Source organism: Streptomyces sp. NPDC085481 (genome assembly GCF_044541845.1).
Classification (GTDB): domain Bacteria; phylum Actinomycetota; class Actinomycetes; order Streptomycetales; family Streptomycetaceae; genus Streptomyces.
In genome coordinates this window covers 986,303-1,013,294 of record NZ_JBITTJ010000001.1, presented here as the reverse complement: position 1 = coordinate 1,013,294, position 26,992 = coordinate 986,303, and the positions used below count along the sequence as shown (strand labels likewise).

Annotated in this window: 21 protein-coding genes, 1 tRNA gene and 3 pseudogenes; 17 read left to right on the top strand and 8 right to left on the bottom strand. The window is 72.5% G+C overall.

The window, feature by feature from the left end:
* Positions 1-23: 23 nt before the first annotated feature.
* From ACIGEZ_RS04670 to ACIGEZ_RS04660, 3 genes are all read left to right on the top strand, one after another.
* On the top strand, positions 24-671 hold the full coding sequence (locus ACIGEZ_RS04670; protein WP_399825607.1) for a ScbR family autoregulator-binding transcription factor: 648 nt from the start codon (positions 24-26) through the stop codon (positions 669-671).
* 305 nt (positions 672-976) lie between these two features.
* The gene (locus ACIGEZ_RS04665; RefSeq protein ID WP_399825604.1) at positions 977-1,843 is read left to right on the top strand and encodes a BTAD domain-containing putative transcriptional regulator; all 867 of its coding nucleotides are present in this window, start codon (positions 977-979) and stop codon (positions 1,841-1,843) included.
* 192 nt (positions 1,844-2,035) lie between these two features.
* Positions 2,036-4,054: a helix-turn-helix domain-containing protein gene (locus ACIGEZ_RS04660; RefSeq protein WP_399825601.1), complete on the top strand. Its 2,019-nt coding sequence runs from the start codon at positions 2,036-2,038 to the stop codon at positions 4,052-4,054.
* A gap of 387 nt (positions 4,055-4,441) precedes the next feature.
* On the opposite strand, the gene ACIGEZ_RS04655 is transcribed toward ACIGEZ_RS04660, so the two are convergent.
* A complete protein-coding gene (locus ACIGEZ_RS04655; RefSeq protein WP_399825600.1) occupies positions 4,442-5,653 on the bottom strand; it encodes an IS701 family transposase in 1,212 nt (403 codons plus the stop codon).
* A gap of 418 nt (positions 5,654-6,071) precedes the next feature.
* Between ACIGEZ_RS04655 and crcB (ACIGEZ_RS04650) the strand changes: the two genes are divergently transcribed.
* The 6 genes and pseudogenes from crcB (ACIGEZ_RS04650) (at position 6,072) to ACIGEZ_RS04625 (ending at position 9,408) form a co-directional block, all read left to right on the top strand.
* Complete coding sequence (gene crcB, locus ACIGEZ_RS04650) at positions 6,072-6,494, top strand: fluoride efflux transporter CrcB (RefSeq protein WP_399825598.1); 423 nt, start codon at positions 6,072-6,074, stop codon at positions 6,492-6,494.
* Positions 6,491-6,907 (top strand): DUF190 domain-containing protein, encoded by a 417-nt coding sequence (locus ACIGEZ_RS04645; RefSeq protein WP_399825596.1) that lies wholly within the window; start codon positions 6,491-6,493, stop codon positions 6,905-6,907. The genes crcB (ACIGEZ_RS04650) and ACIGEZ_RS04645 overlap by 4 nt, the downstream gene beginning before the upstream one ends.
* The gene (gene crcB, locus ACIGEZ_RS04640) at positions 6,904-7,257 is read left to right on the top strand and encodes a fluoride efflux transporter CrcB (RefSeq protein WP_399825594.1); all 354 of its coding nucleotides are present in this window, start codon (positions 6,904-6,906) and stop codon (positions 7,255-7,257) included. Before ACIGEZ_RS04645 ends, crcB (ACIGEZ_RS04640) begins: the two co-directional genes overlap by 4 nt.
* Positions 7,258-7,621: 364 nt before the next feature.
* Positions 7,622-7,711, top strand: coding sequence for a K(+)-transporting ATPase subunit F (kdpF, locus tag ACIGEZ_RS04635; protein WP_361896819.1), 90 nt, complete (start codon positions 7,622-7,624; stop codon positions 7,709-7,711).
* A gap of 20 nt (positions 7,712-7,731) precedes the next feature.
* Positions 7,732-8,727 (top strand): annotated as a pseudogene (locus ACIGEZ_RS04630) (HAD-IC family P-type ATPase); the annotation flags it as partial.
* A 6-nt stretch (positions 8,728-8,733) separates the two neighbouring features.
* Positions 8,734-9,408: a potassium-transporting ATPase subunit C gene (locus tag ACIGEZ_RS04625; protein WP_399825592.1), complete on the top strand. Its 675-nt coding sequence runs from the start codon at positions 8,734-8,736 to the stop codon at positions 9,406-9,408.
* Between the two features lie 72 nt (positions 9,409-9,480).
* Here ACIGEZ_RS04625 and ACIGEZ_RS04620 read toward each other — a convergent pair whose 3' ends face one another.
* From ACIGEZ_RS04620 to ACIGEZ_RS04610, 3 genes and pseudogenes are all read right to left on the bottom strand, one after another.
* Positions 9,481-10,536, bottom strand: coding sequence for a 4Fe-4S binding protein (locus tag ACIGEZ_RS04620; protein ID WP_399825589.1), 1,056 nt, complete (start codon positions 10,534-10,536; stop codon positions 9,481-9,483).
* 105 nt (positions 10,537-10,641) lie between these two features.
* Positions 10,642-12,042, bottom strand: coding sequence for a DHA2 family efflux MFS transporter permease subunit (locus tag ACIGEZ_RS04615; RefSeq protein ID WP_399825586.1), 1,401 nt, complete (start codon positions 12,040-12,042; stop codon positions 10,642-10,644).
* A 14-nt stretch (positions 12,043-12,056) separates the two neighbouring features.
* Positions 12,057-12,368: pseudogene (locus tag ACIGEZ_RS04610) on the bottom strand (NADPH-dependent FMN reductase); the annotation flags it as partial.
* A gap of 170 nt (positions 12,369-12,538) precedes the next feature.
* Here ACIGEZ_RS04610 and ACIGEZ_RS04605 point away from each other — a divergent pair.
* Positions 12,539-13,156: pseudogene (locus ACIGEZ_RS04605) on the top strand (TetR/AcrR family transcriptional regulator); the annotation flags it as partial.
* Between the two features lie 53 nt (positions 13,157-13,209).
* Here the strand turns inward: ACIGEZ_RS04605 and ACIGEZ_RS04600 are convergent.
* From ACIGEZ_RS04600 to ACIGEZ_RS04585, 4 genes are all read right to left on the bottom strand, one after another.
* The gene (locus ACIGEZ_RS04600) at positions 13,210-14,223 is read right to left on the bottom strand and encodes a hypothetical protein (RefSeq protein ID WP_399825584.1); all 1,014 of its coding nucleotides are present in this window, start codon (positions 14,221-14,223) and stop codon (positions 13,210-13,212) included.
* Positions 14,224-14,282: 59 nt separating this feature from the next.
* Positions 14,283-15,320, bottom strand: coding sequence for a serine hydrolase domain-containing protein (locus ACIGEZ_RS04595; protein ID WP_399825583.1), 1,038 nt, complete (start codon positions 15,318-15,320; stop codon positions 14,283-14,285).
* 401 nt (positions 15,321-15,721) lie between these two features.
* Positions 15,722-17,560 carry a TerD family protein gene (locus tag ACIGEZ_RS04590; RefSeq protein ID WP_399825580.1) on the bottom strand — a complete coding sequence of 613 codons (1,839 nt, stop codon included), beginning with the start codon at positions 17,558-17,560 and terminating at the stop codon, positions 15,722-15,724.
* 250 nt (positions 17,561-17,810) lie between these two features.
* Positions 17,811-17,883, bottom strand: a tRNA-Arg gene (locus ACIGEZ_RS04585).
* Positions 17,884-18,190: 307 nt separating this feature from the next.
* Here ACIGEZ_RS04585 and ACIGEZ_RS04580 point away from each other — a divergent pair.
* From ACIGEZ_RS04580 to ACIGEZ_RS04550, 7 genes are all read left to right on the top strand, one after another.
* On the top strand, positions 18,191-19,906 hold the full coding sequence (locus ACIGEZ_RS04580) for a dynamin family protein (protein ID WP_399825578.1): 1,716 nt from the start codon (positions 18,191-18,193) through the stop codon (positions 19,904-19,906).
* Positions 19,907-19,910: 4 nt separating this feature from the next.
* The gene (locus ACIGEZ_RS04575) at positions 19,911-21,788 is read left to right on the top strand and encodes a GTPase (protein ID WP_399825575.1); all 1,878 of its coding nucleotides are present in this window, start codon (positions 19,911-19,913) and stop codon (positions 21,786-21,788) included.
* A gap of 136 nt (positions 21,789-21,924) precedes the next feature.
* A complete protein-coding gene (locus tag ACIGEZ_RS04570) occupies positions 21,925-22,371 on the top strand; it encodes a single-stranded DNA-binding protein (RefSeq protein ID WP_399825572.1) in 447 nt (148 codons plus the stop codon).
* 247 nt (positions 22,372-22,618) lie between these two features.
* On the top strand, positions 22,619-24,004 hold the full coding sequence (locus ACIGEZ_RS04565; protein WP_399825569.1) for a Cys-Gln thioester bond-forming surface protein: 1,386 nt from the start codon (positions 22,619-22,621) through the stop codon (positions 24,002-24,004).
* 211 nt (positions 24,005-24,215) lie between these two features.
* Positions 24,216-25,880 carry an energy-dependent translational throttle protein EttA gene (gene ettA / locus ACIGEZ_RS04560; protein ID WP_399825567.1) on the top strand — a complete coding sequence of 555 codons (1,665 nt, stop codon included), beginning with the start codon at positions 24,216-24,218 and terminating at the stop codon, positions 25,878-25,880.
* Between the two features lie 7 nt (positions 25,881-25,887).
* Complete coding sequence (locus ACIGEZ_RS04555; RefSeq protein ID WP_399825564.1) at positions 25,888-26,310, top strand: acyl-CoA thioesterase; 423 nt, start codon at positions 25,888-25,890, stop codon at positions 26,308-26,310.
* Positions 26,307-26,975 carry a hypothetical protein gene (locus tag ACIGEZ_RS04550; protein WP_399825561.1) on the top strand — a complete coding sequence of 223 codons (669 nt, stop codon included), beginning with the start codon at positions 26,307-26,309 and terminating at the stop codon, positions 26,973-26,975. Before ACIGEZ_RS04555 ends, ACIGEZ_RS04550 begins: the two co-directional genes overlap by 4 nt.
* Positions 26,976-26,992: the final 17 nt, after the last annotated feature.

Sequence of the window (26,992 nt, the reverse complement as noted above, 5' to 3'; positions counted from 1 at the left end):
GCGATGAGAGGGACGTGACTCCCATGGCGAAGCAGGATCGGGCGATCCGCACCCGTCAGGCGATCCTGGAGGCGGCCGCGGCCGTCTTCGACGAGCGGGGCTACGAGGCCGCCAAGCTCTCCGACATCCTCGAGCTCGCCCAGGTGACCAAGGGCGCGCTCTACTTCCACTTCGACTCCAAGGAAGACCTCGCGCACGCGGTGATCGACGCCCAGGTGTCGGTCGTGCCCACGGCGCCGCCGCAGATCTCCAAGGTGCAGGAGTTCGTCGACGTCGGCATGGTGTTCGCGCACCAGCTGACGCGCGACAGGGTGCTGCGCGGCAGCGTACGGCTCACCCTCGACCAGGGCGGGCACGAGCTCAACCGCAGCGGGCCGTACCGGGAGTGGACCGAGATCGGCCGGCGGCTGCTCGACGCCGCCAAGGAGGCGGGCGAACTGCTCCCGCACGCCGACCCGGCGGAGGTCGCCCCGCTCTTCGTGGGTGCCTACGCGGGGCTCAACCTGATGACCCATGCGCTCGAGGGTGACCGGATGTCGATGGAGCGCTGGGCCTCCACGCTCTACCAACACTTATTGCCGAGCATCGTCGTGCCCGCCGTGCTGACCATGCTCGACCTGGAGCCCGGCCGCGGAGCCCGCGCGCTCGGGGTGTCGGACGGCGTCTCCTAGGGAAGCCTCCGGGCAAGACAAACAGACCGTCTTGCCTGTTTTCGCGATGGCCTGGCCAGAAGCCGCCCGCACCTCTGCCTGAAATCGATCCCCAAATCATACCCCCGGGTCCAGTAACTGGATCCGGGGGTACGTTTACCTGCTCGTTGACAGCTCGTTGACGAACGCATACGGGGTGAAAAAGGGCGAAAGTGCCGTCCTTTGGGCCCGGGGATTCCGTACCGTCCGGTTTCTTATTGACATGCACCGCGGTCTCTTTTCTAATCGTCCAGGGTCATCCCGTGCACAGACACTGAGGGGGCAAGGTGGACGTCCGGATCCTGGGAGGGCTGTCGGTACGCGAGAACGGGGTGTCGATCACCCCGACCGCCGCCGCGCCGCGACAACTGCTCGCCCTGCTCGCCGCAAGCGCCGATCAGGTCGTACCCGCCAGCGTCCTCATGGAGGAGATGTGGCCGTCCGGCGCGCCGCGCGGCGCGCGGGTCGAACTCCACTCGCACGTCCTCGGTCTGCGGAACCTGATCGGCGCTGCACTGCCCGGCGGCCGGACCGGCGCGCCGGCCGACGGCCGTACCGCCGAGACCGTGCTCGCCGCGCAGTCCGGCGGCTACCGGCTCGACACCGGTGGCGGCTCCCATGACGTCTGGCAGTTCGAGCGTGCCGCCGGCGCGGGATACCGCGCCATGGAGGCGGGCGATCTGCAGCGCGCCGCGCTCCGCCTCGGCGAGGCCCTCGCCCTGTGGCGCGGCGAGCCGTACGCGGGCGTCGACGCCGGACCGCGGCTGCGCGCGGAGGCCGAGCGCCTCGAAGCCTCCCGGCTCAGCGTGCTCGACCAGTGGATCGAGGCCCAGTTGGGGCTCGGCCGTCATGTCGAGATGGTCCCCGAACTCGCCGTACTCGCCGCCCGGCACCCCGCCGACGAGTCGCTGCACGGCCAGTTCATGGTCGCCCTGCTGCGCTCCGGGCGCGCGGACGACGCCCTGGAGGCCTACCGCAGGCTCTGCGCCGGCCTTCAGCGGGACGGCGGCCGGGAGCCCTCCGCGCGACTGCGCCGGCTCCACCGCTCGGTCCTGACCGTACGGGGCTCCGGCCTGCCCCGGGTGCCGGCGCAGGCGACGGGGGGCTGGGTCCGGCCGCGACCGGCCCCGGTCATGGCGGGGATCCTCGTCTGACGCGACCGAAAGACGCGCCGACGGACTCGCCGTCCGAGGCGACCGACTGACGCTCCGTCCGACGTACCGGAGCGAACGGGAATGAAGTGGTCGAACTCACCGTTGACCGACGTCGACGACCGAATTAGTTTCGGCCAGGGGTACGGGTTTCCACTGAGGTGCCCGATTCTGCTCAACAGCGGGAGTTGAGGCATGACCAACCACAGCGCGGACGGGGACGGGGCCGCCGACGCGCTCACCGTCCTCGAGCTGCTGGCCGGGCAGGCCCCGCCGGAGCGGTTCGCCGAACTGCTCGACGAGGCCCGGGCGGCGGGCCTCCCCGAGGACCGGCTCGCCTCCCTGCACAAGGCCGTCGACCTCGCCACGGGCGTCAGCCGCTCCCTGACGGCCCAGGGCCAGCGCGAGGCGGGGTTCGCCGCCCTCGTCGACACCGCGCGGGACCTGACCCACCCGTACGACCTGGACGGCCTGCTGCGGGTGGTCACCCGCCGGGCCCGTCGGCTGCTCGGCCTCGACCTCGCCTGCGTCACCCTGCGCGGCGCCCACGGCGGACGACTGCCGCACAGCGTCGACGGCGCCCTCAGCCCGGTCGACCCGACCGCCGTCCCCGCGCTCTTCGACGCCGACGGACTCGGCGGCCACGCCCATGCCCGGGGCGGGCCCGCCTGGACCGAGGACTACCTCGCCGACGGGAGCTTCGCGCATACGGCCGCGATGGACGAACTGGTACGGGGCGAGGGCCTGCGGGCCATGGTCGCCGTGCCGTTGCGGGCGGGCGACACCGTGCTCGGCGTGCTCTACGGCGCCGACCGCACCGCCCGCCGCTACACCGACGAGGAGATCGGGCTGATCGCCGCGCTCGCCGACCTCGCAGCCGTCGCCACGGAGAAGGCCGGCCTCCTCGCCCAGTCCAGGGCCGAGGTCACCGAGCTCGAACGGGACAGCTCCCGCGCCCGCACCCGCCTCACCCGCATGCGCTACATCGGCGAGGCGCACAGCCGCATCATGAACCTGATCCTGGCCGGCGGCGACCTGCGCAACGTGGCCAAGGCCGCCGGTGACGCGCTCGACGGCGCGGTCCTCGTCCGCGACCCCGGGGGCCGCACGCTCGCCTCCGCGGGGGACATCCCCGGGCTCGACGAGGAGGCGGTGGCGAAGGCCTCGCTCGACGCCCACGCGGGCCGCCGCCCCGTCCGGACGGGAGCCGAGGAGGACGGCGACGGCCCGGACGGCGGCGCCGCCGACCAGACCTGGGTCGCCCCGGTCATCGCCGGTTCCGAGGACCTCGGCGTCCTCGTCGTCCGCGCCGCCACCCCGCTCACCGGCGAGGACGAGCGGCTGCTCGAACTCGCCGCCCAGTCCGTGGCGTTCCTGCTCCTCATGCAGCGTTCCACCGCCGTCGCCGAGGGCCCGGTCCGCGACGAGCTCCTCGACGACCTGCTCGCCGAACCGCAGCACGCCCCCCAGCAGATCGCCCAGCGCGCCCGCCGCCTCGGCATCGACCTGCGCAAGCCGCACGTCGTGGTGGTGGCCCGCCCGGAGGGCGGCGAGCAGGGGCGCGCGGTCGTGTGGGCGTCCTCGTACGCGTACCGCATGTCGGGTCTCAAGACCGTGCAGGGCGGCGCCATCGTGCTGCTGCTGCCCGGGATGGACGCCTCCGCCGCCGCCAAGGCCGTCTCCGGCGAGCTGTCGCCGCTGCTCGGCCACCCGGTGTCGGTCGGCGCGGCGGGACCCGGCTGGAGCCAGGACAGTGTGGCCCGGCTCTATCTGGAGGCCATGCGCTGCCTGGACGCGATGGGCGCGCTCGGCGGGGCGGGAGCGGCGGCGTCCGTGCAGGATCTGGGATTCCTGGGGCTGCTGCTGTCGGACGACCACGACGTCGACGGGTTCATCGAGACGGCGATCGGGCCCGTACTGGACTACGACGCCGAGCGGTTCACCGATCTGACCCGCACCCTGGAGGCGTACTTCGCCTCCGGTGGCAGTCCCACCAACGCGGCCGAGGCGCTGCACGTCCACCCCAACACGGTCTCGCGCCGCCTGGAGCGGATCGGTGAACTCCTCGGCACCGAATGGCAGAAGCCGGGCCAGGTCCTTGAGGTCCAGCTCGCCCTGCGCCTCCAGCGCACCCGCGACGTCCTCGCCCGCCAGCGCACGGCCTTGCGCGACGCCCGCACGGTCACGCCGTCCTGCGAGCGCCCGGGGGCGTGAGCCGCCTCCCGGCGCCCGGCGAACCGAACCGTCGGCCCACCGCCGTGTGCACGCCCTACCCGTACGGCACGGCCCACCGCCGTGTGCACGCCCTACCCCTCCGGCACCCCGGGCCCGGGGAAGCCGGGGTGCCGGACGGGTGTTCACGGGGACGCGCGACCGGTCACGCGCCGCCGGACCCGCCGGCCCCGCGCCGACGGACCCGCCGGCCACGCGCCGCCGGACCCGCCGGCCACGCGCCGCCGGACCCGCCGGCCACGCGCCGCCGGACCCGCCGGCCCCGCGCCGACGGACCCGCCGGTCTGCGGATACGGGCCCGCGCCGCGCCGCCGGGCCCGTATCCGCATGCGAGTCGCGCCGCCGCATGGGACCGGTCGCGCCGCAGGATCAGCCCGCCGAGCGGCCCTGGAGCCTGCCGTACGCCGTGTCGCGGTCCGGAGCGAGGACGGTCGCCGCGTGGGCCGCCGAGGCCAGCGTGATGTGGCGGTGCCAGCCGCGGAACGAGCGGCCCACGAAGTCCCGCAGGCCCGCACCCTCGCCGACCGCGCGGAAGTCCCGCTCCACCCGCCGCGACAGCTTCGTCAGCCGCAGCAGCGGGCCGACCGCCGAGCCCGTCAGGTCGGTGATCCACAGCCGGGCCGGGGCCCGCCGCGGGTCGTCCCACTCGCCGAGCAGCAGCAGCGGCCGCTGCCGCTCGCCCGCCGGCACGGGCAGGGTGACCCGTACCGCCGTGGCGAGCGAGGTCCGCGAGGTGCGCACCCCGGCCACCGAGTCCACCCAACTGACCGGCCGCCGCAGGCCCTTCAGGGACTCCAGGATCTGCTGCGCGGTCAGCGGGCCGGCACCGAAGCCGGGCAGCGAGCGGTCCGCGACGGTCAGCCGGCAGCCCGCGCCGATCCTGGCCACCACCGGGACGCCCGCGACGGCGAGCCGGTGCAGCGCCGCGCGCCCCGCGCCGCCGCGGATGTCGAGCAGCAGCGGCTTGCGGGTCACCTCCGGCAGCCGGGCGGTGTCGAGCGCCGCGTTCACCGCGCACTCCTCCAGCGTCTCCTCCGCCGCACCCTCGGGTACCTCCGCACGATCGCGCCGCGTGCGGTCCTTGACCCAGGGGTCCGGCAGGAAGAGCCGCCAGTTGACCGGGACGCTCAGCTCGTCCGAGGCGAACCACACCCCGAACGCCTGCTGTCCGCGGAAGACCTGGCCGCGCTCCGGATCGAAGCGCCGGTCGACGCCGACCGAGTGCTCCCCGGCCTTGGGTATCGGCATCGGCCGCACCACCCAGGCCTGCGGGGCACTGTTCTGCTGGACGAAACGGGCCAGTTCGGCCCGCATCGGCCGCCAGTCCCAGGTGGAGCTGGAGATGAAGTGGTGCAGGCTCTGCTCGGCGGCGGGCCCGCCGATCTGGGCGGCGATGTTACGGATGGACTTACGGCCCTGCGCGGTCAGCAGCCCGCTCAGATACTGCTCGGCCTTGAGACGCTGGTCGCGGCGCGGGAAGCCGGAGAAGAGCGCGGCGCACAACTCGCCGTACACGTCCTCGTCCGCCGCGTCCCGATGCGCGACGACGGTCCTCAATCTGGTTGCGACGGATGTACTCACGACACTCACGACACTCCTGACGGACGATGGCGCAGCCCCCTCCAGCTGCACCTCTACCGTCGCGTGTCGCGGCCGCCAGGAGGAGGTGTACCCGGCACCCGTCTGGGCCGCCGGATGGTGGCCGGACCACCGCCATACCCCGCGGGGGGATCTGACAGACTCGCCGCACCGCCTTTGACCCGTGTCCTGCCCGGCCCGGACCATCATGGTGAGGCAGCACGGGCCGGACTCCGGTTAATGCCCCAGGCCGGGGACCGTGCCTGTGCGCCTCGCTCACCGGGCGCGCCCACCAGCGCGCCCGCCGGCACCGGGGGTCCGTCCACCCCTGGTCCGCCGGCCGGACGCCGGGGGCCCGCACGCCCCCGGCCGGCCGGTCACCGCCCAGGGCTGTCCGGCGGACAGGCCCTAACCTGGTGGCATGTCCTTCCGCGCCCAGCTTCCGATCGTCGGAGCGGTCGCCGCGGGCGGCGCGCTCGGCGCCACCGCGCGGTACGGCGCGACGCTCGCCTGGCCCACCCCGGCCGGCGCCTTCCCCTGGACCATCCTCACCGTCAACGCGGCAGGCTGCGCGCTCCTCGGTGTGATCATGGTCCTCGCCACCGAGACCCCCACCCCGCCCCACCCGCTGCTGCGCCCGTTCATCGGCACCGGCGTGTGCGGCGGCTTCACCACCTTCTCCACGTACGCGCTCGACGCCCAGCGGCTGCTCGCCGGCGGCGAGGTCCCGCGCGCCCTGCTCTACCTGGCGGGGACCGCCGTCACCGCGCTCGCCGCGGTCTGGGCGGGCGTCACCGCGGCCCGGGCCGCCGCCCGCGCCGTACCTGCAAGGAGGCAGCGATGACCCGGATCACGGGCCGCGCCCTGCGCCTGACCGTCCTCGTCGGCGAACGCGACACCTGGCACCACCGGCCGCTGTACACCGAGATCGTCCACCGCGCCCACGCGGCCGGTCTCGCCGGTGCCTCCGTCTTCCGCGGGATCGAGGGCTTCGGCGCCTCCTCCCTCGTCCACACCACGAGGTTGCTCTCGCTCGGCGACGACCTGCCGGTCGCGGTCCTGATCGTGGACACCGAGGAGCGGGTACGGGCCTTCCTGCCGCGGCTGGAGGGGCTGGTTTCGGGCGGTCTCGTGTTCCTCGACGCCTGCGAGGTCGTCCAGTGCGCGGGCGGCCGGGAGCCCGCGCCGTCACCATCGCCGTCGCAGGGGTCGCAGGGGTCGCAGGGGTCGCAGGGGTCGCAGGGGTCGCAGGGGTGAACTGGCTGCTCGTCGTCCTGGGCGCCGCCGTCGGCGCGCCCCTGCGCTACCTCACCGACCGCGCCGTCCAGGCCCGCCACGACTCGGTCTTCCCCTGGGGGACCCTCACGGTCAACGTCGTCGGCTCGTTCGTCCTCGGCCTCCTCGCCGGCGTCGCCTCCGGCCGCGCGGGCCTGCTCCTCGGCGTGGGCCTGTGCGGGGCGCTCACCACGTACTCGACCTTCTCGTACGAGACGCTGAAGCTGTACGAGTCGGGCGCCCGGTCCTACGCGCTGGCCAACGTCCTCGGGAGCATCGCGGCCGGGCTCGGTGCCGTCTGGCTCGGGGTGGAGCTCGTCGCACCGCACTGACCCGCGGGTTTCAGCCCCCGAAATCGCCGGGCCCGCGCTGTGCGGAGGGAGACGGGCGCGGCGGTCTCCCGGCTGCGGTTCCGGATCCGGGCCGTGCCGCAGGGTGTCCCGCGCCCGTACCCCACGGCGGTGCCCGACCCGCCCTGACCGAAACCGGCGTAGGGGATGCGTCAAGACGGACATCAGCGGCGTTAGGGGCCCGTCAACGACGGCCGTGACGTGGCTGAAAAGCGGTTCCCTCGTCATGTCAGACAATCCGCTCTCATCCCTGTCAGGAGCTCACGATGGCCGACCTGGCCTTCGTGGTCACCACGATCGCGATCTTCGCGCTGGTGGCCTTCATCGCCAAGGGGGTGGCAAAGCTGTGACTGCCGAGAACATCGTCGGCCTGGTCGTAGCCGCCGCCCTGCTCGGGTACCTCGTCCTCGCCCTCGTCAAGCCGGAGAGGTTCTGAGCCCCGACATGAGCCCCGTGGTCGCCGACGCGGCCCAGCTCTCCTCGCTCGCCGACGAGACGCCCGAGGGCCGCTCGATCGTCGTCCTCGCCAAGGAGAAGTACGGGCTGCGCGAGCGCCACCAGGGCGAGCTGGCGCACGCCACGTGGATCGAGTTCACCGCCTAGACCCGCGTGTCGGGCGTGGACCTCACCGAGAACGGCACCGGCCGCCGCGTCCGCAAGGGCGCGACCGGCTCGGTCATCGCCTGGGTCGAGGAGCGCGGCGGCACGGTCGCCGCCGACGCCCGCACCCTCACCGACACGATCTCCCAGGCCGGCGGCACCCCGCTGCTGGTCGCCGTGGAGGACGCCGAGGGCGCCCGCATCCTCGGCGTCGTCCACCTCAAGGACGTCGTCAAGGACGGCATGCGCGAGCGGTTCGACGAACTGCGCCGCATGGGCATCAAGACGATCATGATCACGGGTGACAACCCGCTGACCGCCAAGGCCATCGCCGAGGAGGCGGGAGTCGACGACTTCCTCGCAGAGGCGACGCCCGAGGACAAGATGGCGCTGATCAAGGGCGAGCAGGCCGGCGGCAAGCTAGTGGCGATGACCGGCGACGGCACGAACGACGCTCCCGCGCTGGCGCAGGCGGACGTCGGCGTGGCGATGAACACGGGCACGTCGGCCGCGAAGGAGGCCGGCAACATGGTCGACCTCGACTCGAACCCGACCAAGCTCATCGAGATCGTCGAGATCGGCAAGCAGCTCCTGATCACCCGGGGCGCGCTCACGACCTTCTCCATCGCGAACGACGTCGCGAAGTACTTCAGGATCATCCCCGCGATGTTCGCGGTCGCCTACCCGTCGCTGGACCGGCTCAACGTCATGCAGCTGTCCTCGCCGGAGTCCGCGATCCTCTCCGCGGTCGTCTTCAACGCGTTGATCATCATCGCGCTCGTCCCGCTCGCCCCGTTCATCGGCATCAAGATCATCGACCTGCTCCTCTCCCTCATCCCCGGAATCGGCTGACGGATCATGAACAACTCTGTTGGAAACGCGGGACGGTTGCTCTGGGCGGGCCTGCGCGCCCTCCTCGTCCTGACCGTCGTGACGGGAGTCCTGTACCCCCTCGCCGTCACGGGTGTCGCCCAGGTCGCCTTCCCCGGCAAGGCGAACGGCTCCGAGATCGAGGACGCGAGCGGGAAGGTCGTCGGCTCCGAACTCATCGGCCAGACCTACGACCTCCCCCTCAAGGAGGGCGAGGAGACCGCGAGCCCGGACCTGAAGTGGTTCCAGCCGCGCCCGTCCAACGGCCTCGGCAGCAACAGCGTCAACACCCAGTACAAGATCATCCTCTCGGGCGCGACCAACCGCTCCGGCGACAACGCCGACCTGATCACGTGGGTGACGGAAGCCAAGGCCGCCGTCGTCACGGCCAACTCCACCGCCGGCTACCGGGTGAAGCCGTCCGACGTCCCCGCGGACGCCGTCACCTCCTCCGGATCGGGCCTCGACCCGCACATCTCCCCGGAGTACGCGAAGCTCCAGGTCCACCGGGTAGCGGAGGTCAACCACCTCCCCGCGGCGCAGGTCGACAAGCTCGTCGCCGACCACACCGACGACCGGATCCTCGGCTTCGTCGGCGAGCCCCGGGTCAACGTCCTGCGGCTCAACATCGCGCTGAAGCAGCTCGTGGCGGCCAGGAGCTGACCTGTCCATACGGCAGGACCGCGGGCCCGGGACCCCCGTCCCCGGGTCCGCGGGCGCGTGAACCGGCGGTCTCTAGGCCCCCGGCTTCCGCCAGCCCCCGCTGACCTCCTTGACCGGCTTGTGCGGGAAGCGGCGCTGCGCGTACTCCTTGGCGGGCGAGCCGGGCAGGACGTACAGCGTCTCCTTCTTGTCCTGGAGGGGGCGCAGGACGGTGTCCATGAAGTGTTTGCGGTCGTCGAGGTACGGGCCGAGGACGTCCTCGCCGGCGGGGCAGACGGCCAGGCAGTAGGCGGCCTTGTAGTTGGGTTTGAAGGCGAGGCTCTGCCACATGGAGGCGTTCTCGGCGTCCGTCACCCGGGAGCGGAAGTCGGCGGCGTCCTCGCTGTCGGCCACGGTCTGCACGTAGTCGGTGAACCCCGCCATGAACTCCCGGTAGTTGTGCGTCGCGCAGGCCAGGAAGTCGAAGTCGCCGTCCTTGGAGATCGCCCCGATCGGGCAGGCGGCGACGCAGAGCTTGCACTCCACGCAGGGGTTGTAGTCGAGGGGTTCGCCGTACGAGGAGACCTCGGCCTCCACGAGGACGGTGGCGAGCAGGACGAAGCTGCCGAACCGCGGGTGGATGACGTTGCGGTGCAGGCCCATCACGCCCAGGCCGGCGGCCACCGCGACCGTCTTGTGGGCGACGACCCAGATGCGACCGGGGAATCGGTCCATCTCCATGGGGAAGGTCGCCGAGGGGTTCACCGCCCGGTAGCCGGCGTCCTGGAGTTCGCGCACCACGGTGCGGGCGGCGTCGTTGACCAGCTCTCCGGCCCGGTGGAACTCGTGGTTGGCGACGCTGCGGGCCGCCGACCGCACGTCGTCCCGGTTCATCCGCACCACGAGCGAGACGAGCGCCCGCGCCCCGGGCAACGCTTCCTCCACGTGCTCCCGTTCGCCGGCCAGGTCGGGGTGGTCGAGGCTCACGGCCGCCGCGTCGTCCGCCCCGGCCCGCAGGCACAGCTCCCGCAGCCACGCGGCGTCGATCACCGCGGGCGGCCCGCTGCGGGGCTCCGCCTCCCGGGCCGCGAGCACGGCGCGTACGGACGGATGGCCGGCCAGCCGGGCCGGAAGCTTTCTGGCTCCCATGGAACGCCACGCCCCCTATAGTGAGTCCGTTTGATTTCTGGACTCACTATAGGGGTGGCGGGTTGGAAAACAAGACCGACTGGGGAGTTCGGGGCGGGTGCGTGCTCAGTCGGTGCTGGACCTGCCCGGCAGGAAGAGGGCCGGAACGACGGCCAGGGCCAGCAGGACCGCCGCGACCGAGAAGGCGGTACGGAAGCCGGCCGGGTCCGCACCCGCCTGGCCGAGCACGACCGAGCACAGGGCCGTACCCACCGAGGCGCCGACCTGCGAGTTGATGCTCAGCGCGGTGCTCGCCGCGGCCATCCGCTCCTTCGGCAGGGCCCGGCTCGCGGTGGTCATGGCCGGCATCAGGACCATGCCGGCCCCCGCGCCCATCACCATCGCCGAGACCACCAACCGCCACGCCGCCACGCCTTCCATGCCGGCGTGCAGCCCGGTCAGGGCCATGCCGAGCGCGGCGATCGTGACGCCCACGGGGATCAGCTTCCGGGGCGAGACGGTATCGATCCGCCGGGCGGCGATCTGCATGGTCACGCCGACGGTGAGCCCGACGGGCGCGCCGAGCAGTCCGGCCGTGGTCGCGCTGAACCCCCGTACGCCCTGCCAGTACATGGGCGCGAGCAGCATCGAGCCGAAGTAGCCGCAGGTGAACAGAGCCAGCGTGCCGACCCCGAAGGCGAAGGTGCGGTCGCGGAGCAGCCGCAGGTCGAGCAGCGGCTCACGGGCCGTCAGCGCCCGCCGGGTGAAGGCCGCGACGAGCAGGGCGCCCAGAGCCGTGAAGTCGCCCCTCTCGCCGCCGAGCGAGAGCCCGTACAGGAGCAGGGCGAGACCGGGCGAGAGCATCAGCAGCCCCGGCACGTCCAGGCGGGGAGCGGCGCCGCCCCCGGCGCGCGGCGCGTCGGGCCGCAGCAGCCGTGCCGCGAGGGCCAGTGCCGCCGCGCCCACGGGGAGGTTGACCAGGAAGATCCAGTGCCAGGATGCGGTGTCGAGCAGCCAGCCGCCGAGCGTGGGCCCGGCCACCGGCCCCACCAGGATGGGCAGTCCGAGCAGGGCCATCGCCCGCCCCATCCGCGCCGGGTCGGCGGCCCGCATCACCATCGCCATGCCGACCGGCATGAGCAGACCGCCGCCGAGCCCCTGGAGCGCGCGGAAGGCGATCAGGCTGGCCGCGTCCCACGCGAAGGCGGCGAGCAGCGAGCCGAGGGTGAAGAGGGCGAGGGCCGTGAGGTAGGTGCGCTTGGCGCCGATCCGCCCCATCGCCCAGGCTGCGCTCGGGATCACGGTGGCGAGCGCGAGCGTGTAGGCGGTGGCGGCCCACTGGATGGTGGCCAGCGGGGCGTGGAAGGCCTCGGAGAGGCTGCGCAGGGCGACGTTGACGATGGTCATGTCGAGGACGGACATGACGGAGCCGATGACGACGACGGTCAGGACCCGGCCGAGCGGCGTGCCGGGCGCGGCGCCGGCCGCCGCGCTCGGCGTGGGCGTACGGAGTCGTGCGGTGCTCATGGCGCGTTCCCCCCTCAGGCCTCGTAGGGCAGGGCGGCCCGGGCGTCGCGCAGCGCCCGTCCCCACCAGGTGAGCTGGCCGAGCATGCCCTTCGCGGCGCCCTCGGCGATGGTCGTGTCGCGCGGTACGCCGTCCTCGCCGAGCCCGGACCAGGGGCCGTGCAGGCTGACCGAGTCGCGGACGGTGGTGGCGTGCAGCTCGGCGAAGACCGGCCGGAGTTGCTCGACCGCGCGCAGGCCGCCGCCGAGCCCGCCGTACGAGACGAAGCCGACCGGTTTGGCCTGCCACTGCCCGTGGTGCCAGTCGATGAGGTTCTTCAGGGTGGCAGTGCTGTCGGACATGGCGGTTTCCCCTCCCGTAGCGGTTCCGGACGCCCGGGGTGCGTCCGGCCCTTCGATAAAGTACAACGCACGTTGTCGAAAATGCAACGCACGTTGTACTTGACGGGGGAAGGGTGCCGTGGCGACTACGCTGCGGTGTCGACGAGGAGGAGTGGATGGGCAGCAGCAACGACGCCTGGATGGAACGCGCCCGGCGCGAGGTCCCGCCCCGCAAGCTGGAGAAACAGCTCGTGATCGTCCGTGCGGCCTGCGGGGTCTTCGGCCGCGAGGGCTACGCGCGCGCCTCGGTCGACTCGCTCGCCGCCGCGGCGAGCGTCTCCACCCGGACGCTCTACAACCACTTCCCCGGCGGCAAGGCCGAGCTGTTCCGTACGGTCGTCACCTGGACCTCGAGCGAGGTGCGGGACGCCCAGCTCGCGCGCCTCCGCGCCATCCTGGACCCCGAGCGGCTCCCGCACCCCGACACGCTCGAACGCGACATGGTCGCCCTCGCCCGCGCGTTCACCGACCTGATCGCCGAGTATCCGGACCACTTCGCCCTGGTCCGGCACATCCACGCCGAGGCGGACCACGTTCCCGCCGAGGTCATGGCCGCCTGGCAGGAGGCCGGCCCGGCCCCGGTCACCGCCGCACTCGGGGAGGCCCTGGCCGCCCTCGCCGACGGCGGGCTGCTCGACCTGCACGGCGACGCCTCCCTCGCGAGCATCCACTTCGCGGCGCTCAGCTCGGCGACGATCGTCCAGCGCTCCCACTACGGCGTCCTGCCACTCCCGGCCGCCGAGGCCGACCGCCTCCTGAGAGGCGGTGTGGCGGCCTTCCTGCGCGCTTACCGGCGTACGGCAGGCACGGACGCTGCGGCGGGTACGGCAGGTGTGGACGGCACCGACGGCACCGACGGCACCGACGGCACTGGCGGCACTGACACGACCGGCGGCACCGACGCCACCGGCGGCGCATAGGCGCGGGCGACGGCCCGCCCCCCGGCGGCCTGCGGGGCGACGGCGAGCGCGAAGCCGTGGTTGGCGGCGACCGACCGGATGTGGTCGGCCGACAGCGAACCGTGCCGCTCCAGGGTGAGCGCCGGCAGCCCGGACCGGCCGCGCCCGGCCGGGCGGTGGAACGAGACCACACTCGTCGGCACCGGCTCATGGTGCGGATAACGCCGCCGCGCCGCCAGGTCGTCGGGGTGCGGCAGGACCCGTACCCCGGACTCGTGCCCGAAGTCGGCGACCACGCCGTCGGCGCGCCAATGGGGCGACTCGTGCGGGCGGTTGGCCGCAGCGAGGAACAGGAGATCCGCGCCGGTACGCTCGAGCGCGGCACCCAGGAAGGCGTTGGAGGGGCAGGCCCGCCCCGGTCCCACGACCCGCACCGTCGTCACCCCGTCCCGGACGCAGGTCAGATGCCGGGGCACCCACCCCGCGGCCGGCCCCCGGAAGCCGAACGGGCCGAGCTCGTACAGCTCCTCCATCAGCGACCGCACCTGCCGCCGGGGCAGTTCGGCGGGCAGCAGGGTCCAGTCGAAGAGGCCGGGGATCGCGGACGGCACGGTGGTGACGCTGCCGACGTGCCCGTCAGGGCGCCCCGTCAGCCGGTTGACCCGCCCGACGTCGACGAGGTCGGCGCGCGAGGCGAGGGCATACCGATTGGCGAACCCGTGCGCGACGACGCACCCCGCACCGAGGTCGCGGGCCGCCCGCAGGGCACTGTCCGAGCAGCGGAGGCCCGACTCCCCACCCGCCACACCGCCCATGTCGATCTCCCCGCCCGGCCCCTCCGCCGGCTCCTCCGCCGACCCCTTCACCGGCTCCTTGACCAGCACTGCCCGCTCGTCACCCACTGCCGCGCACCTCCGCAACGTGATTGTTTACGGCGTGCAACGAGCCCGGCCCGATCCGGTCACAACGGGGCGAACGCCGCTTCCCGGAACGCGTCGCGCACCGCCGTCACCGGACCGGTCTCGCGGGTGAAGTAAAGCTTGTTGGTGAGCAGCACGGCCCAACGGCGGCGGGTGGGGCTGACCCACATGCCGGTGCCGGTGAAGCCGTAGTGCACCCACACGTCCTCGCGGACCCCCGTGCCGGGGGCGAGGTGCCAGAACAGGCCGCGTGGCGGGGCGAGTTCGCCGGTACGGATGCGCAGCGACTCGGCGACCCAGCCGGGCCCGAACGGTGCCGGGCCCGGGGTGAGCACGTACCGCAGGAAGCGCCCGAGGTCGCCGACGGTGGAGAAGGCACCCGCTATTCCGCACGACCCGCCGAGCAGCCGGGTGGAGAAGTCGTGCACGGTTCCGCGCAGATGGGCGCCGGTCTCGTCGTCGTACTCCGTCGGCGCACAGCGCGCGGCCACGGCCGCGGGCAGCGGCCCGAACCGCGTCTCGCCCATCCCGAGCGGCCCCCAGATCCGGACGGCCGCCAGCTCGCCCAGGGGCCGCCCGGTGAGGTGCTCGGCCAGATAGCCGAGGACGAGCGCTGCCCGGTCGGTGTACTCGACGGCCTCCCCGGGCCGCCGCCGCAGCGCCTCGCGCAGCACCCCGTCCCGTACGTCCTGGGGGTCGGTCCCGTACAGGTACCGCAGATTGGCCCGCAGCGGCAGCCCCGCGGTGTGGGTGAGGAGCTGATGCGGGGTCACGGCGGCCAGCGGACGCCCGGCGACCTCGGGCCAGAAGGTGCCGAGCGGGGTGTGCAGCTGGAGCTTGCCGGCCTCGACCAGCGTCCCGACCACCGGCCACACGGCGATCACCTTGGTGAGGCTGGCCAGGTCGTACGGCGTGTCGAGCCGCGCGTCCGCCCCGCCACGCCCGGCTTCGAGCGCCCCGACGGCCCCGCTCGCCACCGCCCCGTCACCATCGCCGACGGCCCACACGGCCCCGGGATAGACCCGCTCCCGCACACCGTCCCGAACGAGCTGCTCAATGCGCTGGATGTCGAGCGTCATGGCCTTCCGATCTGCACGGCGCCGTATGCGCTCGGAATCTCTACCCGCCCGCCCCCGTCTCTAGAACCCACGGCACCCGATCGGCCCGCGACAGCCGCCACGCCGGCAGCGCCGCCGCCGACCCCGCTGACCGGTTCCACCCGGACAGATCGAGCCACCCACCGCCCCCCGCCCGACGCCCGCTCCGGCGTCCTGAAACCGCCCACCTGGCCAGGGCATGTGACCGGTACACCGAGCAAGCTCCGCGTGGCCGATCAGGGGCCCGGAGATCGTGACGAACGGCAGGGACAACGCCGTCCGCCGGCAGTCCATGATGGCGATGACGGGCACGCCCGGCTCGACGCGGTACGTCCCCTGAGAACAAGGAAGACCATGGCTGGAGGTGGCCGCTGACCGGAGGGTCAAACCACGTCGACGCCATATCCACGTACGAGGGCTGCCAGACCATGGTCGTAGCCCTGGCCGACGGCGCGGAAGCGCCAGTGCGAGCCCCGACGGTAGATCTCGGCCAGGAGCAGGGTGCGTTCGCTGGTTGCGGCATCCAGAGTGGCCTGGGCCGTAGCCGAAGCATCGATGCCCGGCGCGAGGGTCATCTGGACCGCTCCGATGTCCCCGAAGGTGGCGACACCGTCGATGGCGGCGGCGATTGCGATCCTGTTCGCGGAGGGAGGCAGTGCGGCGAGGTCGACGGCGATGGTCTGCTCGGTCGGACCGTCGCAGAGGAGACGGGTGGCTCCGTCGGGGCTTTCCGGCGCGCTGTAGAAGACGAAGTCCCCGTCGCAGGAGACCTGCTCGTCCTCGTCGAGGACGAAGGCGACGACATCGATCTCGCAGTTTGTCTGCTGTGCCCAGGAGGCACTCACGTGCCACCGGCCGGCGGTGGGAAGTGGGGGAAGGTCGATGACTCCGCCGCGCGGCAGGACGTCGGTCATCGCGTCGCCCTGGGCGTGGAGTTCGGGCGACTCGGGAACGGGGGCTCCGAGCCAGGCGTGGGCGTGGACCGGAAGCCCCAACGCGGTGATGCGGGTCATGCGGCGGTCGAGTTCGCCCCCGGGGAAGAGGACTACGTCGGTGACGCTCGCCGAGAGGTTGATCGCGGCGGCCCCGCCCAGCTCGACGACCCTGGCCCGGGCGGCGGACGCCTCCTCGTGGGTGCCGCCCAGAATCAGGACCCGCCGACGACCGAACGGCTTGGCGGAAGGCGTGGACCCGGGCCGCCTGGGGGCCGGCACGTCTGCGGTCGCGGCGGCAGGCACAGCGGGGGGCGGCGTGGGCATCGCAGGGGGCGTCGATTCCGGGGGTCGCTTCGTTGTCCGAATCTCGTGCGGGGTCCCGGGACGCACCTCTCCCAGCAGCTTGAGGAAGGTGTGTTCGTCGACGACCGTGACCCCTTCGGCGAGCGCGCGCCGTGCCTTCGTCGAGCCCGAGGCGGCGTCGTCGGTGACGAGAGCGCTGGTGTGCCGGCTGACCGACGACATGATGTTCAGGCCGGCGGCGACGGCTCGGGCCACTAGTTCGGCCCGGGAAGTCGCGGTCTCGCCCGTGATGGCGATCTTCATGCCCTGGACGAGCGGACCGCCGGGCGTCAGGCGGCCGGGGTTCCGGTATGCGCACGGGGTCTTCGGCGGGTTCGGCGCGAACTGCGGATCCTGTCGGGGAGGGCAGGGCACCAGCGGCAGCGGGACGTCCAGCCGTGCGGCTTCGGAGAGGGAGGACCGGAAGATCCCCGCAAGGACGCGCGTGTCGTCCAGCGCGTCATGAGCGCTGGTCTGCGGCACGCCGTAGTGAGCGGCCAGCGACGCCAGGCTGAGGTCGACGGCGGGTGGCTCCACGCGTCGGTTCAACGCCAGGGTGCACAGCCGCTGGGTGACCGGGAGATAGAGCCGGGCGCGCGCGAACTCATGGGCCAGGAAGTCATAGTCGAACTGGGCATTGTGGGCCACCATGACGCGGTCCTGTAGGAGCGCTCCGATCCGTCCGGCTACCTGCTCAAAGGTCGGGGCGCCGCTCAGCCGTTCCGCGGTCAGACCGTGGATGTGCACGGGGCCGGGGTCGCAGCCTGGGTTCAGCAGGGTGGAGTACTCATCGGTCTGGGTCCCGTCCGGCCCGAAGGTCAGCACTGCGATCGAGAGGATCCGGTCACGCCGGGCGATCAGGCCGGACGTCTCGACGTCGACCAGAGCCCAGTCGTACGCGTAGTCGGGCAGGTGTGACACGTCGAGCGCGGCGGCGAGAGACATGACGTCAAGGATGATCCGGGCGTGATCGCGGCTTCAACCCGAATGCCGATTTGTCCCCCTCGGCCCTGCGGAGGGATAGTCCCGAAACTTCGGGCCGTTTTCGGGTCGAACGACCGCCGGAGGTCGCCCATGGCCGGTTTCAGCCGGACAGATCCCGCCATCCCGGGGCCTCTGCCCGACCCTCCCGCCCCGACCGAAAACCACCCCCGACCAGCAAAAAGACCCTCCCGAAGGAGGGTCCTCGAATGTGCGCCCCCGGCAGGACTCGAACCTGCGGCCAAGTGCTTAGAAGGCACCTGCTCTATCCGCTGAGCTACGGGGGCCGGTGGTGGCCCGGTGGGTGGCCGGGGACCCACGGGCTGGTGGGGTTCGGCCTTGCCGGGTCAAGGATAGGGCTCTGATCACCCTGGCCCGGTTGCTTCACCTGCGTGACACGATGTGGAGGTTCGGTGAAGCGGTCCGATAATCGCAGGCAGGTGCGATTCCCGCAGCGCTTTTCGCGCCACTCGCGCCGGGTGTTGTGCACTCGTTATGCCCGGGGCCCCCGGCCACATCCGTTCGGTCGGCGCGCAGGGCCCCTATACGCTTCAAAAAGCCTCCAAAATTGGGCATTCTTCACATGTGGTGACCTTGGACGAACGGCCTCAGCTGATCGACGCACTCTCCGCCCTGCGCGACCGTGTCGCCGCCGTGCGTCTCCCCCTTCCGCTCCCAGGCGCCCCCCGCGCCCGGCAGACCCGCGCCGAGCTGCTCGCCCAGCTCGACGACTATCTGGTGCCCCGGCTCAAAGATCCCGACGCACCGCTGCTGGCCGTCGTCGGGGGATCCACCGGGGCGGGCAAGTCCACGCTCGTCAACTCCCTCGTCGGGCGCCGGGTCAGCGAGGCCGGGGTGCTCAGGCCCACCACCCGCACTCCCGTCCTGGTCTGCCACCCCGAGGACCACCACTGGTTCGCCGGCATGCGGGTGCTGCCCCAGCTCACCCGCGTCTGGCTGCCCCAGCAGGACGAGGAGCACCCCGCCGACGAGCCCCCGGAGGACAACTCCCTGCGCGTCGAGACCGCCGCCACCCTGCCCCGCGGGCTCGCCCTCCTCGACGCCCCCGACATCGACTCCCTCGTCGTCGAGAACCGGCTGCTCGCCGCCGAGTTGATGTGCGCCGCCGACATCTGGGTCATGGTCACCACCGCCTCCCGGTACGCCGACGCCGTCCCCTGGCACCTGCTCCGTACGGCCAAGGAGTACGACGCCACCCTCGTCACCGTCCTCGACCGCGTGCCCCACCAGGTCATCGGCGAGGTCTCCCGCCAGTACGAGGCCCTGCTCCACAAGGCCGGGCTCGGCGACCTGCCCCGGTTCACCATCCCCGAGCTGCCCGAGTCCGCGGGCGGCGGCAGCGGCCTGCTGCCCGACAACGCCGTCGCCCCGCTGCGCGGCTGGCTCGCCCACTGCGCCCAGGACCCGGCCGCCCGCCAGCAGGCCGTCGGCCGGACCGCCGCCGGGGTCATCGACTCGCTCGACACCCGCATGCCCGAACTCGCCGGCGCGGTCGCGGCGCAGTACGCGGCGGCCGTACGGCTCGGAGGCGCCGTCGAGGCCGCGTACGAGGAGCAGGGGCAGCGGGTACGCGAACAGCTGCGCCGCGGCGCGGTCCTGGCGGGGGACGCCCGTACCCGCTGGCGCGGCTACCCCCGCGACAGCTCCGCCGAGGAACTCCTCGACGCCCTCGTGGAATCCCTCGCCGCGCTGGTCCAGTGCGCCGTCGCCGCCGCCGACGAGCGGATCCGCGAGGCCTGGCGCCGCGAACCGGCCGCCGGCGCACTGGCACCCCGGGACCGTACGGCGCCGGGCAAGGACGCGGGGGAGCGGATCGCGCTGACCGTACGGCGCTGGCGGCGCGTCCTGGAGGAGATGGTCGAGGAGGAGGTAGGGGGGATGGAGCGCCCGGCGCCGGGCAGCCGGGGGCCGGGACGGGGCTTGGGGGGCGGTTCGGGCGGCGGCTCCGGCGGCGGCTCTGGCGGGGGCTCCGGACGCGGCTCCGCACGTGGCTCCGGCCGGGGGGCCGCCGCGGCGCCCGACACCGAGACCCTCACCGGCCTCCTCGCCGCCGTCCTCCTCGGCGGCCGCCGCACCCGGGCCGCCGGCGACCGGCTGGCCGAACTCCTCGGCGCCCAGGGCGCCCTGCTCCTGCGCGACAAGGGCGGCGAGCTGCTGCGCACGTACCTCGACCGCGCCCTGCACACCGAACGCGACCGGCGCCTCGCCCCCCTCGACGCCCTCGACGTGACCCCCGAGCCGCAGGCCGAGCTGATCGCCGCGCTCTCCGTACTGAAGAAGGAGAAGTGACGCAGTGACAGTGGACGACGACGCACGCGAGTCCCTCGGTGAGAAGGGGGACGGGGAGGCGAGCCGGGAGCGGGAGTCGGGCCCCGCTCCCGAACCCCTCGCCACGCCCACCCGCTGGGACGACGGTCTGATCGCGCGCCGCGCCGCCGAGCGGGCCGTCCCCGCGAGCGAGCAGGAGCCCGTGGCCGAGGACGACGAGGCCGGGCTGCCGCCGCTCGGCGGCGCCTACGGGGGCACCCTGCGCACCCGCCTGGACGCCCTGCACGAGCTCGTCGGCCTGTCCCGTACGCGCGTCGAGAGCGAGGCACTCGCCGAGGCGGGCCGGGTGCTCGACGAGGCCGCGGCGCGGCAGCGGCTCTCCGCGCGGCACACGGTCGTCGCGATCGCCGGCGCGACCGGCAGCGGCAAGTCCACGCTCTTCAACGCCCTCGCGGGGGTCCCGGTCTCCGAGACCGGGCTGCGCCGCCCCACCACCGCCGCGCCGCTCGCGCTCAGCTGGTCGGAGGGCGCCGCGGGCCTGCTCGACCGGCTCGGCATCCCCGGGCGGCTGCGGCGCAGGCCGCTGGCCGGCGGCGCGGCAGACGCCGATCTGCAGGGGCTCGTCCTCATCGACCTGCCGGACCACGACTCGGCCGTCACCGCCCACCGCGACCAGGTGGACCGGCTGCTCGGTCTCGTCGACGCGGTGATCTGGGTGGTGGACCCCGAGAAGTACGCGGACGCCGCCCTGCACGAGCGCTATCTGCGGCCGCTCGCCGGGCACGCCGAGATCACCTTCGTCGTCCTCAACCAGATCGACCGGCTCGGCACCGAGGCCGCCGACCTCGTCCTCGACGACCTGCGCCGCCTCCTCGACGAGGACGGCATGGCGCTCGGCGAGCACGGCGAGCCGGGCGCCACCGTGCTCGCCCTCTCCGCGCTCACCGGGGAAGGCGTGTCCGAACTGCGCGACATGCTCGGCCGGTTCGTCCAGGAGCGCGTCGCACCCGAGCGGCGCATCTCCGCGGACGTGGACGCCGCCGCGGCCCGGCTGCGGCCGGTGTACGTCGCGGACGGCCGCCCCGGGCTCGGCGAGCGGGCCCGGCAGGACTTCGCCGACCGGCTCGCGGTCGCCGTCGGCGCCCAGGCCGCGGGCGAGGCCGCCGAGCGCGTCTGGCGGCGCGGCGCCATCCGCGCCTGCGGCACGCCGTGGCTGCGGCTCTACCGCTGGTACGAGCGGGTCCGCGAGCACGGCAGCACCGACTCGCGCCTGCAGGCCCCGGTCGAGGACGAGCTGACCGCCCGGCAGCGCGTCGAGCAGGCGGTACGGATCGTCTCCGACGAGGCCTCGCGCGGACTGCCGGGCCCGTGGGCCCAGGCGGTGCGCGAGGCGGCGCTGCGCGGGGCGGACGGCCTGCCGGAGGCGCTGGACGAGCTGACGGTGTCCATGGGCGACCCGGCGGCCCGCCCGCCGCGCCCCGCGTGGTGGCCGGCCGCGGTCCTCGCCCAGGTGGTCATGACCTGCCTGCAGTTCCTCGGTGCGCTGTGGCTGGTGGGCCAGATCGTCGGGGTCATGGAGCCGGGCATCCTCGCGCCGGTCCTGATCATGATCGCCGGGATCGTGGGCGGCCCGCTGGTGGAGTGGGCCTGCGCGGCGGCGGTACGGGGCCCGGCCCGGAGGTACGGGCAGGAGGCCGAACGCCGCCTGCGCGAGGCGACGGCCGCGTGCGGCCGGGACCGGGTCCTGGACCCGATCGCGGCGGAGCTCATGCGCTACCGGGAGGTGCGCGAGCAGTTCGTGACGGCCTCGGGTGCGACGCGGGTGGCGAGCAGGATCGGCGGTACGCGGCTGGGCGGGACCAGGCTCGGCCCCACGCGGGGAGGCGTCGCCCGCGCGAGATGACCGGGAACAGCCCGGTGCGGCCCACGACCGGGTGACGAAGTTGTCCCCAACTCCCCATTTGTCCACAGCCTCCAGCGGGCAGGCCGGTTCGGATCCACCATGAAAGCGATCTGAACCGAACGGGAGGAGTGGGCACATGAACGAGACGACGGTGACACTGGTGGGCAACGTCGCGACGAACGTCGAGTACCGCGAGACGGCGACGGGAGGGGTGGCCCGGTTCCGCTTCGCGGTGACGGCGCGCCGCTGGGACCGGGAGCGGGCGGTCTGGACGGACGGACCCACCAGCTTCTACTCGGTCTCCGCATGGCGCTCCCTGGGGGCCAACCTCGCGGCCTCGGTCTCGGTGGGCGAACCACTCGTGGTGCACGGGCGGCTGAAGGTGCGTGAGGAGGAGCACGAGGGCCGCTGGAAGACCTTCGTGGACGTCCACGCGCTGGCGGTCGGGCACGACCTGAGCCGCGGTACGGCGGCGTTCCGCAGGGCCGCGCGACCCACGGCGGAAGCCCTTCTACCGGAATCATCCATTCCGAATCCATCACCCGCTGATGACCCGTCGAACGTCCTGGTAGCGGCCCCCTGACCTTGCGTTGTGGGTATATGTCGATAGCGTGACCAGCGGTTTCGTGCTCAACTTCCGCCGCTGATAACGATTTCGAGTCGGAATGGTTATCAGACCGTACGGCGGGACACGCGGGGCTTCCCCGTCCCTAGGATTCCCGGGTACTCATGAGGCGCTTGCTTCCAGTGGGTCAGTGAGTCTGCTGGCGGGTGCTCCCCCCACGCGTATCGAACGGCGACGCGGAGCAGCCTGCCCGGAGGGGAAATCCATGTTTTCTGTTCAGAGGCGCGGCGCTGCCCGCCTTGCCGCCGCGACCCTGGTCTCCGGCCTCGTCGCGGCGGGTTCGATAGGCCTGGCCGCTCCGGCGATGGCCGACGACGGCACCGGCGGCGCCAGCGCCACGCTCGGTGACCTCAAGATCTACGACAAGGTCACGATCAAGGACAAGGGCTGGCAGGTCAACGCCGGTCTCTTCGAGATGGACGTCAAGTCCGGTGGGTCCATCCAGACCTACTGCATCGACTTCCACACCGGCGCCATCAAGGGCCAGGAGTACGGAGAGGTCGGCTGGGACCAGTCGTCCCTGCACGACAACCCGAACGCGGGCAAGATCCGCTGGATCCTGCAGAACTCCTACCCGCAGGTGAACGACCTCGACGACCTGGCCAAGAAGGCCGGCGCCGAGAAGCTCACCAAGCAGACCGCGGCCGCCGCCACCCAGGCCGCCATCTGGCACTTCTCCGACAAGATCGAGGCCACGCCCGTCGACAAGGGCGCCGAGAAGCTGACGGACTACCTGGAGAAGAACGCGCAGAACCTGGAGGAGCCGAAGGCCTCCCTCAGCCTGTCGCCGACCTCCGTCGCCGGCAAGGCCGGTGAGCGCCTCGGCCCGATCACGGTCGACACCAACGCCGACTCCGCCGCGGTCAAGCTCGCCCCCGGCGCGCCGGCCGGCGTGCAGGTCGTCGACAAGGACGGCAAGGTGATCTCCTCCGTCTCCAAGGGCGAGAGCAAGATCTACGTCGACGTTCCCGCCGGCACCGCCGACGGCAGCGCCGAGGTGACCGTCCAGGGCGACACCACCGTCCCGATCGGCCGCGCCTTCGTCGCCAAGAAGGTCAAGAGCCAGACCCTCATCCTGGCGGGCACCAGCACGTCCACCGTCTCCGCCAAGGCGACGGCCACCTGGGCCAAGCAGGGTGCGGTTCCGGCCGTCACGGCCGAGAAGAACTGCGCCAAGGGTGGCGTGGACATCACCGCTTCCAACAAGGGTGACGAGGCCTGGACCTTCGAGCTGAAGGGCGAGAAGCACACCATCGCCCCGGGCAAGTCCGAGACCTTCACCGTCCCGGTCGCCGAGGACGAGGCCTACAAGTTCACCATCACGGGCCCGAACGGCTTCGAGAAGGTCATCGAGGGCGTCCTCGACTGCAAGACGGCCACCCCCGGCCCGACGCCGCCGAGCCAGAACCCCTCGCCGTCCCCGACCCCGGCCACGGGTGGCACCACCGGTTCGACCACCGGTGGTGGCGACCTCGCCGAGACCGGTGGCTCCAGCGCCACCCCGATGATCGCCGGCATCGCCGCGGCGCTCGTCGTGATCGGCGGCGGCGCGGTCTTCTTCCTCCGCAAGAAGAAGCCGGCCGGCCAGTAACCCCCGGCTGAACCCCTGAACGGCCCCGTCGCGCTCAGCGCGGCGGGGCCGTTCCGCTGCGCCCACACCACCGACGGTGACCCGTCGGCTACCGAAGCGTTCCGGGACGTCGCAGGTCAGCGGGGCGCCGGGGTACTGGTTCGCCCCCGGGGGTGGCGGTCAGGCAAGATGGGGTGTATCTGCCCACCATCGATCTGCCGGACGGTTTCTCTTGGCTGAGTACATCTACACCATGCGCAAGACGCGCAAGGCGCACGGTGACAAGGTGATCCTTGACGATGTCTTCCTGAACTTCCTGCCCGGGGCGAAGATCGGTGTGGTCGGCCCGAACGGTGCCGGCAAGTCCACCGTCCTCAAGATCATGGCGGGCCTTGAGCAGCCGTCCAACGGTGACGCGTTCCTGTCGCCCGGTTACAGCGTCGGCATCCTCATGCAGGAGCCCAAGCTCGACGAGTCCAAGACCGTCCAGCAGAACGTCGAGGACGGCGTCGCGGAGATCAAGGGCAAGCTCGACCGGTTCAACGCGATCGCCGAGGAAATGGCGACGAACTACACCGACGAGCTCATGGAGGAGATGGGCAAGCTCCAGGACGACCTGGACCACGCCAACGCGTGGGACCTCGACGCCCAGCTCGAGCAGGCCATGGACGCGCTCGGCTGCCCGCCCGGCGACTGGCCCGTGACCACCCTCTCCGGTGGCGAGAAGCGCCGCGTCGCGCTCTGCAAGCTGCTGCTCGAGGCCCCCGACCTGCTGCTCCTCGACGAGCCCACCAACCACCTCGACGCCGAGTCGGTGAACTGGCTGGAGCAGCACCTGGCCCAGTACAAGGGTGCCGTCGTGGCCGTGACCCACGACCGGTACTTCCTCGACAACGTCGCCGAGTGGATCCTGGAGCTCGACCGCGGCCGCGCCCACCCCTACGAGGGCAACTACTCCACCTACCTGGAGAAGAAGGCCGAGCGCCTCAAGGTCGAGGGCAAGAAGGACGAGAAGCGCGCCAAGCGCCTCAAGGAAGAGCTGGAGTGGGTCCGCTCCAACGCCAAGGGCCGTCAGGCCAAGTCCAAGGCCCGTCTCGCTCGCTACGAGGAGATGGCGGCCGAGGCCGACAAGATGCGCAAGCTGGACTTCGAGGAGATCCAGATTCCGCCGGGCCCGCGCCTGGGCTCGATCGTCGTCGAGGTGTCCAACCTCTCCAAGGCCTTCGGTGACAAGGTCCTCATCGACGACCTGTCCTTCACGCTGCCGCGCAACGGAATCGTCGGCATCATCGGTCCGAACGGCGCCGGCAAGACCACGCTGTTCAAGATGATCCAGGGCCTGGAGCAGCCGGACTCCGGCGAGATCAAGGTCGGCGAGACCGTCAAGATCTCCTACGTCGACCAGGGCCGCGCCAACATCGACCCCAAGAAGACGCTGTGGGCCGTCGTCTCCGACGAGCTGGACTACATCAACGTCGGCCAGGTCGAGATGCCCTCGCGGGCGTACGTCTCCGCGTTCGGCTTCAAGGGGCCGGACCAGCAGAAGCCGGCCGGTGTCCTCTCCGGCGGTGAGCGCAACCGCCTGAACCTCGCGCTCACCCTCAAGCAGGGCGGCAACCTGCTGCTCCTCGACGAGCCCACCAACGACCTCGACGTCGAGACCCTGGGTTCGCTGGAGAACGCGCTGCTCGAGTTCCCCGGTGCGGCCGTGGTCGTCTCCCACGACCGCTGGTTCCTCGACCGAGTCGCCACCCACATCCTGGCGTACGAGGGCGAGTCCAAGTGGTTCTGGTTCGAGGGCAACTTCGAGTCGTACGAGAAGAACAAGGTCGAGCGGCTCGGCCCGGACGCCACCCGTCCGCACCGTGCCACCTACAAGAAGCTGACCCGAGGCTGAGAGCTTCATGAGGCACATCTACCCCTGCCCCCTGCGCTGGTCGGACATGGACGCCTTCGGGCACGTCAACAACGTGGTCTTCCTGCGGTATCTGGAAGAGGCGCGGATCGACTTCATGTTCCGGCTCGCGCCGGGGAACGGGAGCCCGTCGTTCTCCGGCGGGTCCGTCGTGGCCCGGCACGAGATCGACTACCTCAGGCCGCTGGTCCACCGGCACGCGCCGGTGACCATCGAGTCCTGGGTCACGAAGATCGGCGCGGCCTCGCTCACGATCGCGTACGAGATCAAGGACCCCGAGGTCACGTACGTACGGGCGAAGACGGTCGTCGTGCCCTTCGACCTCGAGGAGCAGCGCCCGCGTCGGATCACCGAGGAGGAGCGGTCGTTCCTCCAGGAGTACGTCGACGACGGGATGACGTCCGCAGCATGACCGCCATAGCGCCGCTGCACTTCTCCGACGCCAGGGAGGCGGCGGGCCTCGCCGCCTTCCTGCGCCGGCTGCTGCACTACGACCGCGCCGCCGCCGTCCGCCTCCAGGCCGGCGGGGGCGCGCTCGCCGTGTTCGGGCGCCCGCCGTCGTTCGAGGTGCTGGCGATCCGCACGGCGCGTCTCGTCGACGCGGTCGACCTGGACGTGACCGTGTCGGCCGGTGAGTTCCTCGAAGGCATCGAGGAGGGGGCGGGCAAGGCGGTCGTCCCCGGCTCCGTCACCGGCCCGCCCTGGGCCGGCGTCCTGCCGCCCCGCGGCGGCTGGGAGCCGGTCGCCGGGCTGCAGTCCGCCGCCGAACTGCGTGCCGCGGTCGGCGCGGCGGTCGCCGAGTTCCGCAGCCGCGACGAGGCACTGCCCGAGGACCGGCGCACCCGCGCCGAGCGCGACCGCATCGGCCGCGAGATCTGGTCCCGGACGCTCGCCCCGACCGGGCTGCCGCTGCGCGCCGTCCACGCGGCCCAGTCGCTCGGCTTCCTGCCCGACCAGGAGCTGCCGGTGGGCCTGCTCGCCGCCGGCCCCTGGCTGCGGCTGCGCACCCCGTACGGCTCGATCGCCCTGCGCAGCGTCCCGATGTCGCTGAGCGTCGCCCCGGGCGGCGTCCGCTAAAGGCGCGTCGCCTCAGG

Excerpts from the sequence above, each read along its gene's own strand:
- ACIGEZ_RS04670 (WP_399825607.1), top strand. The coding sequence starts at position 24 with ATGGCGAAGCAGGATCGGGCGATCCGCACCCGTCAGGCGATCCTGGAG.
- ACIGEZ_RS04660 (WP_399825601.1), top strand. The coding sequence starts at position 2,036 with ATGACCAACCACAGCGCGGACGGGGACGGGGCCGCCGACGCGCTCACC.
- crcB (WP_399825598.1), top strand. The coding sequence starts at position 6,072 with ATGTCCTTCCGCGCCCAGCTTCCGATCGTCGGAGCGGTCGCCGCGGGC.
- ACIGEZ_RS04645 (WP_399825596.1), top strand. The coding sequence starts at position 6,491 with ATGACCCGGATCACGGGCCGCGCCCTGCGCCTGACCGTCCTCGTCGGC.
- ACIGEZ_RS04625 (WP_399825592.1), top strand. The coding sequence starts at position 8,734 with ATGAACAACTCTGTTGGAAACGCGGGACGGTTGCTCTGGGCGGGCCTG.
- ACIGEZ_RS04620 (WP_399825589.1), bottom strand. The coding sequence starts at position 10,536 with ATGGGAGCCAGAAAGCTTCCGGCCCGGCTGGCCGGCCATCCGTCCGTA.
- ACIGEZ_RS04615 (WP_399825586.1), bottom strand. The coding sequence starts at position 12,042 with ATGAGCACCGCACGACTCCGTACGCCCACGCCGAGCGCGGCGGCCGGC.
- ACIGEZ_RS04595 (WP_399825583.1), bottom strand. The coding sequence starts at position 15,320 with ATGACGCTCGACATCCAGCGCATTGAGCAGCTCGTTCGGGACGGTGTG.
- ACIGEZ_RS04590 (WP_399825580.1), bottom strand. The coding sequence starts at position 17,560 with ATGTCTCTCGCCGCCGCGCTCGACGTGTCACACCTGCCCGACTACGCG.
- ACIGEZ_RS04570 (WP_399825572.1), top strand. The coding sequence starts at position 21,925 with ATGAACGAGACGACGGTGACACTGGTGGGCAACGTCGCGACGAACGTC.
- ACIGEZ_RS04565 (WP_399825569.1), top strand. The coding sequence starts at position 22,619 with ATGTTTTCTGTTCAGAGGCGCGGCGCTGCCCGCCTTGCCGCCGCGACC.
- ACIGEZ_RS04555 (WP_399825564.1), top strand. The coding sequence starts at position 25,888 with ATGAGGCACATCTACCCCTGCCCCCTGCGCTGGTCGGACATGGACGCC.
- ACIGEZ_RS04550 (WP_399825561.1), top strand. The coding sequence starts at position 26,307 with ATGACCGCCATAGCGCCGCTGCACTTCTCCGACGCCAGGGAGGCGGCG.